The following is a 12,855-nucleotide window of genomic DNA, read 5'->3' on the forward strand; positions in this document are numbered from 1 at the left end:
AATCAGGCAGATGCAAATGCCTATCCCAAAGAATAGTGATTTAGCTGAAATGTAGAGATTCTAAGTTTCTAGGCGGACTGGATGCATTCAATTCAAGATATAAAAAAGGAGCAACATGTGCTCCTTTTTATTATCTATAGATCAGGCAGCATCGTGCTGAGTGATTTTCTGGAAAATCTGTAATAGCACATCAAACTCGCTTTGCAGCGGTGTGCTTTTACGGGTTACCAATGCCAGGGTACGACTTGGGGCTGAATCGATCGCTTTTACCTGAATCTCAGGATTGCCTTTAATCATATTGGTATGGATCGCAATTTCAGGCAGCAGGGTAAAGCCCAGATTTGCAGACACCATTTCGATTAAAGTCGGCAGTGAGCTGGCTTTTAAACGGTGATCATTTTTACGCTCACCAATCGGGCAGGCACTCAAGGCATGATCACGCAGGCAATGACCTTCTTCAAGTAACATCAGGCGAGACAGATCCAGATCTTCTAAAGAGTTTGCTTGTGCAGCATGCTGATCAGATTTTTGGTAAACCAGATACAGATTCTCTTTGGCAATTTCAGCAACTTTCAGACCACGGGTGTCGAAAGGCAATGCCAAAGCCACCATATCCAGGTTGCCATGTTCCAGCTTTTCTACAATCTTTTCACTTTGCGCTTCATGCAGATGCAACTGGATTTTTGGTAATTGCTTATGCACTTCATCCAGCAGCTGGGACAATAGGAAAGGTGCAATTGTTGGAATGACGCCGAGATGTAGATCACCGGTTAAAGGTTCACTCATCTCACGACTTAAACGCATTAGGTCCTGAGCATCGGCCAGTAGAACACGTGCGCGTGCAACCACTTGTTCACCAAGAGGCGTTAAACGAACATTCTGGCGGTCGCGTTCAACAAGTACGCCACCGAGTAAACGCTCCAGCTCCATGATGCCGCCAGACAAGGTTGACTGGGTGACAAAGGAGCGGCGAGCAGCTTCTGTAAAGTGTAGCGTCTCTGACAGTGTTACGAGGTATGACAGCTGTCTTAGGGATGGTAATGCAGCCATAGTGTCCTAATGTTTATGATTTAAAATGATCAGCAAATAATTCGCTAAGATATGGAATAAAATGCGGTGGGATATCATGCCCCATTCCATCAATTAATTCAAATTTAGCCCCTGAAATTGCTTTCGCAACGGCCTTGCCATGGCTAGGAGGCAGCAATCGATCTCGAGAACCATGGACCACCAGGGTTTCTTGTTTGATTTGCTTGTCCAGTTGCAGCAATGAGCCTGTACATAATATTGCTAAAAACTGTTGAAGTACACCAGCAGGATAGTAACTTCGCTTATATAATTTACGGGCGGTCTGCACCACTTCCAGATGATTGACATAACCTGGTGAGCCGATGATCTTAAACAGTTTCAAACTATGATCAACAATGCCATCTTCATCTGTTGAAGCCGGTTTGTCAATCAAACTAAAGAGTTGCTTGGGAAAGGGTGGTGGCAACATCGGCTGGTTATTGCTGGTAAACAGTAAGCCCAGTTTTTTGACTTTGTCCGGATAACGCGCGGCCAGAATCTGGGCAATCATACCGCCCATCGAAGCACCCAGCACATAGACCTGTTCCAGCTGCATTTTTTCAATTAGCAGACTGACATCTTCAGCCATATCGTAAAGATCATAAGGTGCACCCTGATTACCCAGACCCAGTACAAAACGGCTCATCATTTTCAGGGTATTCAGGCGTGGACCTTTGTGATGGACTTTTGAAGACAGGCCAATATCACGATTATCAAAACGGATGATGTGATAACCATTGTCAATCAGTGATTTGCAGAAAAAGTCAGGCCAGTACAGCATTTGCCCACCCAGCCCCATAATCAGCAAAATGGTGGGATGTTCCGGATTTCCACCAACCTCGACATGTAGCTGGATCCCATTGCCAAGATCGACCTTGGTTTCATGCATGAACGAGGTATAAGGGGAAAGATTAAACTGTGCTGCGCTGTACATAGTCGCTGTCCTAATTAAAGGATATTTCGTTTAAAAAATATCCTTGCTATTAAACCTCTAAACCGCAGCAGGAATCAAGTCAGGAACCTGTTTGGTCAAGGCCAGACGCTGTTTGGCTGCAGTGGCGCCCAAAAGCACGAAACCACGTAAGGTGCCGTTCGTATCGAACGCTTTAGCCAGCATGCCATCGTCAAACTCTTCAGTTTCCCAGGTGACATCAACATCAACTGGTGCAGGTAATACCGTTAAAGGTGCAGCAGGCGTTTTGACTGCCACTGGCATAGCCGGATAATGTACAGCGGTATGTTCACCGTTTAAGGTTTTTGCCAAAGCGCGGGCTTGTTGCATGATCGGCATGACATAAGGCAATAAAGTTCCATTGACCTCGGCACAGTCACCTACAGCATAGATGTCGGCTTGGTTGGTTTCCAGTTGTGCGGTGGTCAAAACTCCGCCACTGGTATGTACGTCTGCCTGTTTCGCCAAAGAAATATTCGGCTGTAAGCCCACCGCAGATAACACTACATCCGCAACCAAAGACTGACCGTTGGCCAGCGTGACCAGATAATCACCATTGTCCGCACGAGAGACTTTTTCGACTGTTGTGCCCAAGACAAAGTGAATGCCGGTTTCTTCAAGATTCTTCTGGAAGGCAGTAGCAACATGTTCTGGCAATAAACGGCCAAGCGGCTGCGGCGCCAAATCAATGACTGTGACCTGATGATCGGTATTTTGCAGGTCATTGGCAAATTCACAGCCAATCAGGCCTGCACCTAAAATTACTACACGTTTGTCTTCACGTGCTGCCAGATTGTTACGGAAAGCTTTATAGTCACTCAAATTGTTGACGACATGAATGTCATCGCTGGCATCACCGGCAATCGCCAGACGTACCGGATTGGCACCAATGGCTAATACCAGTTTGCTATAATGTTGTGTACTTTCCTGGCCATCTTTTTCCAGAACCAGTTGATGATCTTCCGGATGAATGGCTTTGACCCAGGTATGCTGTTCAATACGCATATTCAGCTGTGCTGACATTTTAGTGGCATCGCCTAGTGGAATTTGTTCAGGCGCTTTATTGCCAGCCAAAGCATTGGAGAGCGTCGGTTTGGCGTAATTGACCGCATCATCCGCACAGATCATCAGCAATTCATGTTCTGGATTGAGTTTACGAAATTCACGTGCTACGGCATAACCCGCCATACCTGAACCAATAATGACGATAGGATGCATAGTCGTTTCCATATGGTAGAGCTCCATGCTGTATAAATGATTGAAAGGCATAAAAAAAGACCATATGGATATGGCCTTTAACTGGACGTGATTAGACTTCGATCATTTCGAAATCAACTTTAGACACGCCGCAATCCGGACAGGTCCAGTCATCCGGGATATCTTCCCATTTGGTGCCCGCCACGATCCCGTCTTGAGGCCAACCTTCCGCCTCATCATAAATCCATCCACATACGATGCATTGAAACTTTCTCATGTAACTCTCCAAAACTGACCAACACTCGGCGTCAGTGTAAAATCCATAAAAGGCAAGACTCTAAAAGAATATGACTTTTTAACAGTGAACATATTTGGCTAAATTTTTACGCAGTTCTATTCAGAAAGTAAAGTGAATAAAAGCCTAATCAGCGAAATTAGCAGCAGAATAGACGACACATTCCTCATTTATCAGAAAATCACGCCAATCAGCTTTTTTGGCGCAGGCGGTTAAAGGATAAAAAGCTGAAGATAGCAAAAATGAGCGTTTATCTTGGGGGATAGACCAAAGTCGTGCAGTAAAAACTTGAGTTTTTAGGTAATTTATAATGAGTAAAGTCTGGATTAAATATTTTTAAAATAAATCAATATAATAAAATCAATATCTTGTGATTAAATGTCGGGTTTTTATTAGGCAGCTTGGCTTGTCCCCTCTACTCAAATAGGTTTAAAATTCCCATATTCCTTTTCTTTTTTTAAGATCTCCCATGAGCAATTTGTCTACTTCTTTGTGGTCTCACATTCGTACGGTCCAAGATTTTCCAAAACCAGGAATTTGCTTCTTTGATTTGACCCCACTTTTCATGAGCAATATTGGTCCATTGACTGACGCTTTGATTGCCAGCATTCCTGCTGACAAACTGGCAGAAGTAGAAAGCTTTATTGCGGTTGAAGCGCGTGGTTTTGTGTTGGCAAGCTTGTTGGCACAACGTACAGGCAAAGGCTTATTGTTGGTGCGTAAAGCAGGTAAATTGCCACCTCCAGTGGTCGGTGTGGGTTATAGCCTGGAATATGGTCTGGATCGTTTAGAAATGTCTGCGAACGTTCAGTCCCAGAAAGTAATTATTGTGGATGATGTTCTGGCAACTGGCGGAACCTTAAAAGCTGTGAATGAACTGGCTCAAAAATGCCAGCATGAAGTACTGGGTGCAAGTATCTTCCTTGATCTTCCTGACCTGCATGCTGAATTAGGCCTGGATATCTGGTCAGTATTGGACGACAAATCTCAGCCTGAAGCGGCAGTTGCTTAAGTCATAAATTAAAAAAAAGCCCCAAAAATGTGGGGCTTTTTTATTGCCTGATAAAATGATCTTCGATTTCCTGAATCAGCGTATTAATCTGTTCAGGGTGTTCCAGACGATGATGGCCGCCATCAACTGCCTGAATTTGCATATAGTCTTCAAGTTGTGTCTGAACTGCATGCATATCCAGAATTTCATCGCCCAGTTCAAGATAGGCAAACTGAGGAATATCATGCTGTAAATCGTGATGCCCAATGGCTGGATAGTCATCGCGGAAGTTAGGCTGCAAAATGGGATTGGCCACTACACAGGGAATTTGATAAGCCTGTGACATTTTCAGTGCCCAATAACCGCCAAGACTGTGGCCGACCAGAATATCCGGTTTGATGGTTTCAATCATCTCATGATAAAACTCGGCGACCGAACTATAGCTCAGATTTCGGTAATCGACATCGATACAGTATTTATGTACCACATCAATGGCGTGGAACTTGGTGGATTCTCTGGAGGAATCTAAGCCATGTAAAAACAAAATCTTAGACATAGTTCATTACTCATTTTTATGGGACATGCCATATTGGTTATTTGTTGATTGGCACATCATCTTCAATCTGAGCGTCATTGTAGAACGTCTAGGTATACAAGGCAGTTAGCTATTGGTCTAAGCCGCAGTTTTGCAGTGCAATGATTTTATATAAGACCTGTCTGTTTTAGACTTTAATCCCAAATGAGAGCAGCAGGGTGTTGCAAAAGGTTGAAGAAAGGCAATTTAAAAGAGTGACAGACGGGCTGAACCGAATGGTGTAAATAGCGGGATAGTGGATTCTTCCAAAGAAAAGCCGGTTCCTGAGAGTGTTTACGCTACGATTTGAGAAGGATTTCTGCTATTCTATGCAACTTCTATTTTTTAACTAATCTTATTCGAGGCAGAGATGACGCAAACTAACGCTCAATCGACTTCTGAACAAATCATTTCCGAAAACGATTTAATTGCACAGCGTCATGCCAAGTTAAAGCAAATCGAAGCTCAGGCACAAGAAACAGGTAAGAGCCCATGGCCGAATACCTTTAAGCGTGAGCACTATGCCCAGGATTTACAAGACCAGTTCGCTGATAAATCTAAAGAAGAAATTGAAGCAGGCGAAAAGGTCTACGTCAAAGTTGCCGGTCGTGTGATGTTGAACCGTGGTTCATTTATTGTGATCCAGGACATGACAGGTCGTATCCAGCTTTATGTTGCGCGTAAAGAACTCGCTGAAGATGTACTGGCTACCATTAAAGGTCTGGACCTTGGCGATATCATCGCAGTCGAAGGTTATATCGGTCGTTCGGGTAAAGGCGATTTGTATGTACACATCGAACATTTTGAATTATTGACCAAATCATTGCGTCCACTGCCAGATAAGTTCCATGGTTTGAACGATACTGAAGTAAAGTATCGTAAACGTTATCTTGACCTGATCGTTAACGAAGAAACGCGTAAAACTTTTGAGATTCGTGCCAAAGTTGTAGCGGGTATCCGTGCCTTCCTGACTGAAAAGCGCTATATGGAAGTTGAAACGCCAATGATGCATGTGATTCCAGGTGGTGCATCGGCACGTCCTTTCGAAACACATCATAATGCATTAGATATGTCATTGTTTTTGCGTATTGCGCCAGAGCTTTACTTAAAGCGTTTGGTAGTTGGCGGTTTTGAACGTGTGTTTGAAATTAACCGTAACTTCCGTAACGAAGGTGTTTCTACCCGTCATAACCCTGAATTCACCATGATTGAATTCTACCAGGCGTATGCAGATTACAAAGATCTGATGGAATTGACCGAGCAAATGCTGGAGCGTCTGGCGATTGATATCTTGGGTACGACTGACGTGCCTTATGGCGATGAAGTATATAGCTTCAAAGGGCCATTCAAGAAAATTTCAATGTTCGATGCGATTTTGGAAAATAACCCGCAATTTACTCCTGAAAATGTCAATGACCGTGAGTTCCTGGCAAAATTCCTTCAGGAAGAATTGAAAGAGCAAGTGAAGCCAGGTTTTGGTCTGGGCAAACTGCAAACTATGGTATTTGAAGAAACCGTAGAAACCAAATTGCGTCAGCCGACGTTCATTACTGAATATCCAGCGGAAACTTCTCCATTGGCACGCCGTAATGATCACAATCCACACATTACCGACCGTTTTGAATTCTTCATCGGTGGCCGTGAGTTGGCAAATGGCTTCTCGGAATTAAATGATCCAATCGATCAGGCTGAACGATTCCAGGCACAGGTTGCTGAAAAAGATGCTGGTGATGATGAAGCTATGCATTACGATGCAGACTTTGTAGAAGCATTGGAATACGGTCTTCCTCCAACAGCAGGTGAGGGTATTGGTATTGACCGTCTGGTGATGATCTTTGCCAATGCAGCAAGTATCCGCGATGTGATCTTGTTCCCGCATATGCGTCATAAAAATGCTTAAATGCTGAATTCAAAATAACCCGCTCTGGCGGGTTTTTTTATACTTGAAATAAAATAGATTCAAAAATTAAAGACAAAAAAAACGCAATGATTGGGGTTGTCATTGCGTAGAAAAAGGAACGTTTTTCAAACTACTTCATTAACTGTGGAGAGAGTTAAATCTGATTCCTTACTGAATATGACCATAATAGGACGCATTCTCATATGACTCATCAGTATTCATGTTAATACATGTTAAATAAGGTTAAAACTATGAAGATTATGTGGGGATATTTGCATCATTTTTGCGCAATTATAGTTTAAATAAAAAAGCCCTTCATCAGAAGAGCTTTTCAAAGCAATTTTATATTTAGAAATGGAATACGCCGAGGCCAGATTTAACTTCATCCAGTGTCGCCTGGGTAATATCGCGACATTTATCCGTACCAGTTTTTAGAATATCCATGATGTAATCCGGATCTTTAGCCAGTTCAATACGACGCTCACGAATTGGACCGATCAATTCTTTTAAAATGCTTTCCAGACGTTTTTTCACTGTACCATCGCCTAAACCACCACGACGATAATGGGCTTTAAGTTCTTCCAGCTCTTCTTTATTTGGATCGAAGGCATCTAGATAGGTGAATACCACGTTGCCTTCGACCTGACCTGGATCTTCAATACGTAAGTGATTCGGATCGGTATACATGGCATTGACGGCTTTCTTAATATCTTTATCTGTTGCATCTAGCACAATGGTATTGCCCAAAGATTTCGACATTTTTGCTTTACCATCAAAACCAGGTAGGCGACCAACATTGGAAAGTAGTGCCTTACATTCTGGTAACAGGTCATGACCAATTTGACGGTTTAAACGACGCACGATTTCGTTGGTCTGTTCGATCATTGGAATCTGATCTTCACCCACAGGAACTACAGTGGCCTTGAATGCCGTAATGTCAGCAGCTTGAGCCACCGGGTAGCACAAGAAACCGGCTGGAATATCACGCTCAAAACCACGCATCTGGATTTCAGATTTAATGGTTGGGTTACGCTCAAGACGTGAAACCGTCACGAAATTGAGGTAAAGCATGGTCAGTTCATTTAGTGCTGGCAGGCATGACTGCACACAAATTGTGGTTTTAGTTGGATCAATACCGACAGCCAGATAATCCGTCGCCACTTCAATAATGTTACGACGTACTTTTTCAAAATTGTCCGCATTATCGGTCAGGGCTTGAGCATCAGCGAGTAACAAGTGTTGATGGTGAGAATCTTGCAGACCTACACGAGAGCGTAATGAACCCACAAAGTGGCCGAGGTGGAGTTGTCCGGTAGGACGGTCGCCCGTCAAGATCACTGGACGATTATCTTGATTACTCATTATCTATTCCAAAGGGTAGTCAGTACTACAGCTGTATTTTAACGAATGGCAACATTGTACGGCATTCTGTTTTTGATTGTCAGCCAGAAAAAAAGCTGTCGTAAAAAAATCTTATAAATTAAACAAGTGAATACAATATTTTTAAGAATTTTGATTAAACTATCTGGAAAGAAGATAAGGATAATAAGTATGGCGAGCAGTTTATTACTATTATTAGATGATATTGCTACTGTTCTGGATGATGTCGCTGTCATGAGCAAAATGGCAGCAAAAAAAACAGCAGGCGTCCTTGGTGATGATCTGGCTTTAAATGCGCAGCAAGTGACAGGTGTGCGGGCTGATCGTGAATTACCGGTGGTCTGGAAAGTTGCCAAAGGTTCTTTTGTTAATAAACTGATTTTGGTGCCGCTGGCATTATTAATCAGCTTTATTGCAGGCTGGCTGATTAATCCCTTGTTGGTGCTGGGTGGTTTGTTCCTGTGTTATGAAGGCGTGGAAAAAATTATTCATACCTTGCATACACCGAAGGCCAAGGACGCGGAACAGGCGCGTGAGCAATTGATTCATACAGAAATGGATTTGCACCAGTTTGAAAATGAAAAAGTCAAAGGTGCTATTCGCACTGACTTTATCCTGTCTGCTGAAATTATCGTGATTACTTTGGGAACGGTCGCCGCAGCCTCGATGCTGACCAAAGTGACTGTTTTAAGCCTGATCGCGGTGGTGATGACCATTGGTGTTTATGGTTTTGTTGCGCTGATTGTCAAACTGGATGATATCGGTCTGCATCTGACTGAACAGCAGTCCGATTTTAAACAAAAAATAGGACGTGGCTTGTTGGCATTTGCCCCGATCTTAATGAAAATTCTCTCCATTGTTGGGACCGCTGCGATGTTTCTGGTGGGCGGTGGAATTATTAACCATGCAATTCCTTTTATTCATCACTTTACTGAAGACAGTGTTGCTTATGTGCAGGATATTCCCAGCATTGGCAACATTGTCGGTGCCGTAACACCGACCTTGATTAATTTCGCAGTAGGAATTTTAGCGGGTCTGCTGGTCATGCTGGTCATCAGCCTGATTAAGAAAATCTGGCCTAAATCATCAAAAGCTTAAGGTGTGGAAATATCTGGATATTAAGCAGATTAAGAAAAGGAAAAGACTATGCGTTGGAAAGGTCGTCGTGTCAGTAGCAATGTAGAAGACCGTCGTGGTGGTGGTGCCAAAGCTGGCGGAATCAGTATTGTTGGATTGATTGTGGCCTTTGTGGCCTGGAAGTTTTTCGGTGTCGATCCACAACAGGCTTATCAAACCACCAAGCAGGTCACTCAGGGGGTATCGGGTGCGGCAGAAACACGTGGCCTGGAAAATCCCACGCCAGAACAGCAGGAGTCGATTGATTTTGTTGGAACTGTATTGGCAGATACTGAAGATACCTGGAATCAGGTGTTTCAGCAGCAGTTAAATCAGCAGTATGTCCCACCGAAATTGGTGTTGTTTAACGGCATCGTGAATTCTGGTTGTGGTACTGCTCAGGCGGCGATGGGGCCTTTCTACTGCCCGACAGACCAAAAAGTGTATATCGATACTGCATTCTTTAAAGATATGCGTACCCAAATGGGCATTACCGGAGAACAGAATGCCACCGAACTTTCCCGCAATGATCAGGCGGGGGATTTTGCGCTGGCCTATGTCGTGGCCCATGAAGTGGGGCATCATATCCAGACGATTTTAGGTATTTCTTCTCAAGTACAGCAAGCACGTCAACAGGCAAGCGAAGTGCAAAGTAATCAGCTTTCAGTGCGTCAGGAATTGCAGGCAGACTGTCTGGCCGGCGTTTGGGCTTACCATAATCATGAACGTACCCAATTTCTGGAACAGGGTGATGTGCAGGAAGCGATGGATGCCGCCCATAAAATTGGCGATGATTATTTACAGAAACGTGCTCGCGGGCAGGTGGTGCCGGACAGCTTTACCCATGGCAGCAGCGCGCAGCGGGTACAATGGTTTAACACCGGCTTGAAATCCGGTCAAGTTGCGAATTGTGATACCTTTAATCAAAATATTTAAATGACTTCGATAAAAAAAGGAGCAGATGCTCCTTTTTTTATTTATGCAGAAAACGCCGGAAGTTTCTTAATATCTTGATACTGACAAATAATGCAGCCAAAGCAAACAGTGCAATTGCAAAGACTGTATATTTGAGGTTGCTCATGTCATTTTGATAAAACTGCTGAATTTCTTGTTTGTTATATTCTAAAGCAGTTGCTTTGCCGGTTCGGCTATCTCTGAACTGGATTTTTTCAATATAGAACAGATTTCCCGCTTTGATTAAGTCAACAGTCTGGATTTGACGGGTATGCGATTGATTGTCTTCATCGCTACATAAAGCGCTGTAATGTTCACAGTTGATTTTGGCCACATAACCATTTCCTGCAATCAGAATAAAAATTGCATTGTCTGGTCGCTGGTTATTGGACACCAATACATACTGTTCGCCGGCTGTACTTTTTAAGGGAATGCTGGTGGCTTGCTGATAATGCTGTTCTGCTTGCAGAATTTCCTGAATTTTAGCAAAGCAGGTAAAACATAAGGACAACGTGATCAGAAAAATCACGCTGGCAAAACAGAGACGAAAAATGGTTTTGACAGTTTGATGCATGGGAGAAAAATTCAAAATAGAATGATGGGAAAGCAAAAGCCGAGTGCTGATCTGTATGTTAAATCATCATTCGAAAATACTGAAAAGAAACTTAACTCAATTCGATAAAAAAGCGGACTAAACTTGTTTTGCCAGAATACCTTGCTATTTAAATCTCTATTTTAACAACGCCTCTCGGCGCATAGTGCTCCATATCGCCCGATTTTAGGAAACCGAATGGGAAATTTCTTTTTTCTTCAGCTACTCACGGTGGTCTTTGCTCTGTCTATTGCCACGACCATGTTTAATAAGCGCGTTTTAGGCTTTCCGCAAGCGATCGGTGTCCCTATTGTCTCTGCAATCTTTGTTTTCATTTTGCAGTGGGGCGCCAGTTTACTGCATGGTAATCCATTCTTTAGCATCAATATTGACAATATCGAGCAGGCTGTTCGTCACGTCGATTTCTATGATTTTCTGATCAATGGTGTGATCTGTTTTATCCTGACTTCATCTGCGCTGAAGTTTAAGGTCTCAGATTTGCGTAACCACTGGCGGCCGATCAGTATTTTGGCTGGTCTGGCTTTGGTGTTCTGTGCAGTGTTCTTTGGTGTGGTGTTGTATGGTTATCAGTTCCTGATTGGTAAACATGTTGACCTGCTGGTTTTGCTCTTGCTAGGGGCGGCCTTGGGCGCCACAGATCCGATCGGCATCAAAGGCGTATTGAGTTCGGTTCGCGCACCGCATCATTTGATTGTCAAGCTTGAAGGCGAATCACTGTTTAATGATGCAATGTGTATTGCCTTATTTATGACCTTGCTCAATGTTCTGCAAGGTGAAAACTTTACGGTACTGGCAGTGCTGCAAACCTTGCTTTATGAAATTGTCGTGGCGGTGCTGATTGGTCTCGGATTCGGTTTTGCGATCTTGCGGATTTTGCGCGGTAAGCATGAAATGGAATCTCTGATTTTGACCACGGCCTTGCTGGCTTGTGGTTCCTATCTGGTGGCTTTGCTGGCACATGCTTCCGCGCCAATTGCCTGTGTGATTGGTGGTTTGATTGTTGGCAATAAATGGAAAGAAATCCTGGCAGATGCTGAAATTGGTGACGTTAATCATTTCTGGCATACGGTTGAGGGAATTATCAATTCATTCCTGTTTACCCTGATTGGTCTAGAATTGTTTATTCTGGACTTGAGTACCAGTCTGGTTCTGGGCGGAATGGTGGCTTTTGTGATTCTACATCTGGCCCGTTTTGCAGCCAACTATCTGGCCTTTGCCATGTTCCCAAAAGTCAGCAAGAAAAGCTATAACGGCAGTTTGACCATCCTGTCTTGGGGCGGAGTACGGGGCGGGATTTCTTTGGCCTTAATTCTGGCGGTCGCCAATGTTCCTCAGCTGGAAGCCTATAGCAGTATTCTGGTGGGCTATACCTTTATTGTAGTGCTATTGTCCGGTGTGGTATGTGGCTTGGGCCTGCCTGCGGTGATGAATGCGTTTTATTATAATCCCAATGAAGAGACGCAGGGCTTTAAAGGCTGGTATCAACGCATGTGTCATAAAATGAATCGTAAGGGTTTTCGCTATATTGTTGGAGAAGATGCCAAAGGAAATGAGACTATTACTATCTTTCAGCCAGAAATTCTGATTGATCAGAAAGATGCAGATGGCGTTGCCACGGTGCATCATCCAGATAAAGTTCAGGAAGTAAAAAGACTGGAAAATCCGGATAATTTCTAAAGATAAAACTTAGAAGATCAAGAGACTGTTAGATTGGTTTTTATAGTGAGATGAGAGCTTGAATCAGCGTATTTCATCAGGCTTAATCACTCTCCTATAGCTTTTTTACTGGGGGTGGATTGTGATTTTTGATTTAAA

At 43.4% G+C, this 12,855-nt stretch carries 12 protein-coding genes; 5 read left to right on the top strand and 7 right to left on the bottom strand.

Going from position 1 to position 12,855, the window contains the following annotated elements:
- Nucleotides 1-141: 141 nt before the first annotated feature.
- From oxyR to rubA, 4 genes are all read right to left on the bottom strand, one after another.
- On the bottom strand, nt 142-1,050 hold the full coding sequence (oxyR, locus tag BFN00_RS04415; RefSeq protein ID WP_004279412.1) for a LysR family transcriptional regulator OxyR: 909 nt from the start codon (nt 1,048-1,050) through the stop codon (nt 142-144).
- A gap of 13 nt (nt 1,051-1,063) precedes the next feature.
- A complete protein-coding gene (gene estB, locus BFN00_RS04420; RefSeq protein ID WP_071850578.1) occupies nt 1,064-2,002 on the bottom strand; it encodes an esterase EstB in 939 nt (312 codons plus the stop codon).
- Nucleotides 2,003-2,059: 57 nt separating this feature from the next.
- Nucleotides 2,060-3,238, bottom strand: a complete 1,179-nt coding sequence (gene rubB / locus BFN00_RS04425) for a rubredoxin reductase RubB (protein WP_071850579.1) — start codon at nt 3,236-3,238, stop codon at nt 2,060-2,062.
- 91 nt (nt 3,239-3,329) lie between these two features.
- Complete coding sequence (gene rubA, locus BFN00_RS04430) at nt 3,330-3,494, bottom strand: rubredoxin RubA (RefSeq protein ID WP_004279415.1); 165 nt, start codon at nt 3,492-3,494, stop codon at nt 3,330-3,332.
- Between the two features lie 487 nt (nt 3,495-3,981).
- Between rubA and BFN00_RS04435 the strand changes: the two genes are divergently transcribed.
- Nucleotides 3,982-4,524 carry an adenine phosphoribosyltransferase gene (locus BFN00_RS04435; protein WP_071850580.1) on the top strand — a complete coding sequence of 181 codons (543 nt, stop codon included), beginning with the start codon at nt 3,982-3,984 and terminating at the stop codon, nt 4,522-4,524.
- A gap of 40 nt (nt 4,525-4,564) precedes the next feature.
- Here the strand turns inward: BFN00_RS04435 and BFN00_RS04440 are convergent, their stop codons facing one another.
- Entirely contained in the window at nt 4,565-5,059 is a 495-nt protein-coding gene (locus tag BFN00_RS04440) for a YqiA/YcfP family alpha/beta fold hydrolase (RefSeq protein WP_071850581.1), read from the bottom strand.
- Between the two features lie 388 nt (nt 5,060-5,447).
- Between BFN00_RS04440 and lysS the strand changes: the two genes are divergently transcribed.
- The gene (lysS, locus tag BFN00_RS04445) at nt 5,448-6,977 is read left to right on the top strand and encodes a lysine--tRNA ligase (RefSeq protein ID WP_071850582.1); all 1,530 of its coding nucleotides are present in this window, start codon (nt 5,448-5,450) and stop codon (nt 6,975-6,977) included.
- A 348-nt stretch (nt 6,978-7,325) separates the two neighbouring features.
- Here lysS and trpS read toward each other — a convergent pair whose 3' ends face one another.
- Nucleotides 7,326-8,339: a tryptophan--tRNA ligase gene (trpS, locus tag BFN00_RS04450; protein WP_004279419.1), complete on the bottom strand. Its 1,014-nt coding sequence runs from the start codon at nt 8,337-8,339 to the stop codon at nt 7,326-7,328.
- A gap of 189 nt (nt 8,340-8,528) precedes the next feature.
- On the opposite strand from trpS, the gene BFN00_RS04455 reads away from it, so the two are divergent.
- Together BFN00_RS04455 and ypfJ are read left to right on the top strand one after the other, a co-directional pair.
- Entirely contained in the window at nt 8,529-9,455 is a 927-nt protein-coding gene (locus BFN00_RS04455) for a DUF808 domain-containing protein (protein WP_004646278.1), read from the top strand.
- A gap of 48 nt (nt 9,456-9,503) precedes the next feature.
- Complete coding sequence (gene ypfJ, locus BFN00_RS04460) at nt 9,504-10,409, top strand: KPN_02809 family neutral zinc metallopeptidase (RefSeq protein WP_004279421.1); 906 nt, start codon at nt 9,504-9,506, stop codon at nt 10,407-10,409.
- 37 nt (nt 10,410-10,446) lie between these two features.
- Here ypfJ and BFN00_RS04465 read toward each other — a convergent pair whose 3' ends face one another.
- Entirely contained in the window at nt 10,447-11,001 is a 555-nt protein-coding gene (locus BFN00_RS04465) for a hypothetical protein (protein ID WP_071850583.1), read from the bottom strand.
- A gap of 216 nt (nt 11,002-11,217) precedes the next feature.
- Here BFN00_RS04465 and BFN00_RS04470 point away from each other — a divergent pair, with 216 nt between their 5' ends.
- Nucleotides 11,218-12,717 (top strand): cation:proton antiporter, encoded by a 1,500-nt coding sequence (locus tag BFN00_RS04470; protein WP_071850584.1) that lies wholly within the window; start codon nt 11,218-11,220, stop codon nt 12,715-12,717.
- The last annotated feature ends 138 nt before the right edge of the window (nt 12,718-12,855 follow it).

The organism is Acinetobacter sp. AR2-3, from assembly GCF_001878775.1.
Classification (GTDB): Bacteria; Pseudomonadota; Gammaproteobacteria; order Pseudomonadales; family Moraxellaceae; genus Acinetobacter; species Acinetobacter lwoffii_D.

Excerpts from the sequence above, each read along its gene's own strand:
- ypfJ (WP_004279421.1), top strand. The coding sequence starts at position 9,504 with ATGCGTTGGAAAGGTCGTCGTGTCAGTAGCAATGTAGAAGACCGTCGT.
- BFN00_RS04470 (WP_071850584.1), top strand. The coding sequence starts at position 11,218 with ATGGGAAATTTCTTTTTTCTTCAGCTACTCACGGTGGTCTTTGCTCTG.
- rubA (WP_004279415.1), bottom strand. The coding sequence starts at position 3,494 with ATGAGAAAGTTTCAATGCATCGTATGTGGATGGATTTATGATGAGGCG.
- BFN00_RS04435 (WP_071850580.1), top strand. The coding sequence starts at position 3,982 with ATGAGCAATTTGTCTACTTCTTTGTGGTCTCACATTCGTACGGTCCAA.
- trpS (WP_004279419.1), bottom strand. The coding sequence starts at position 8,339 with ATGAGTAATCAAGATAATCGTCCAGTGATCTTGACGGGCGACCGTCCT.
- BFN00_RS04455 (WP_004646278.1), top strand. The coding sequence starts at position 8,529 with ATGGCGAGCAGTTTATTACTATTATTAGATGATATTGCTACTGTTCTG.
- rubB (WP_071850579.1), bottom strand. The coding sequence starts at position 3,238 with ATGCATCCTATCGTCATTATTGGTTCAGGTATGGCGGGTTATGCCGTA.
- lysS (WP_071850582.1), top strand. The coding sequence starts at position 5,448 with ATGACGCAAACTAACGCTCAATCGACTTCTGAACAAATCATTTCCGAA.
- BFN00_RS04465 (WP_071850583.1), bottom strand. The coding sequence starts at position 11,001 with ATGCATCAAACTGTCAAAACCATTTTTCGTCTCTGTTTTGCCAGCGTG.
- BFN00_RS04440 (WP_071850581.1), bottom strand. The coding sequence starts at position 5,059 with ATGTCTAAGATTTTGTTTTTACATGGCTTAGATTCCTCCAGAGAATCC.
- oxyR (WP_004279412.1), bottom strand. The coding sequence starts at position 1,050 with ATGGCTGCATTACCATCCCTAAGACAGCTGTCATACCTCGTAACACTG.
- estB (WP_071850578.1), bottom strand. The coding sequence starts at position 2,002 with ATGTACAGCGCAGCACAGTTTAATCTTTCCCCTTATACCTCGTTCATG.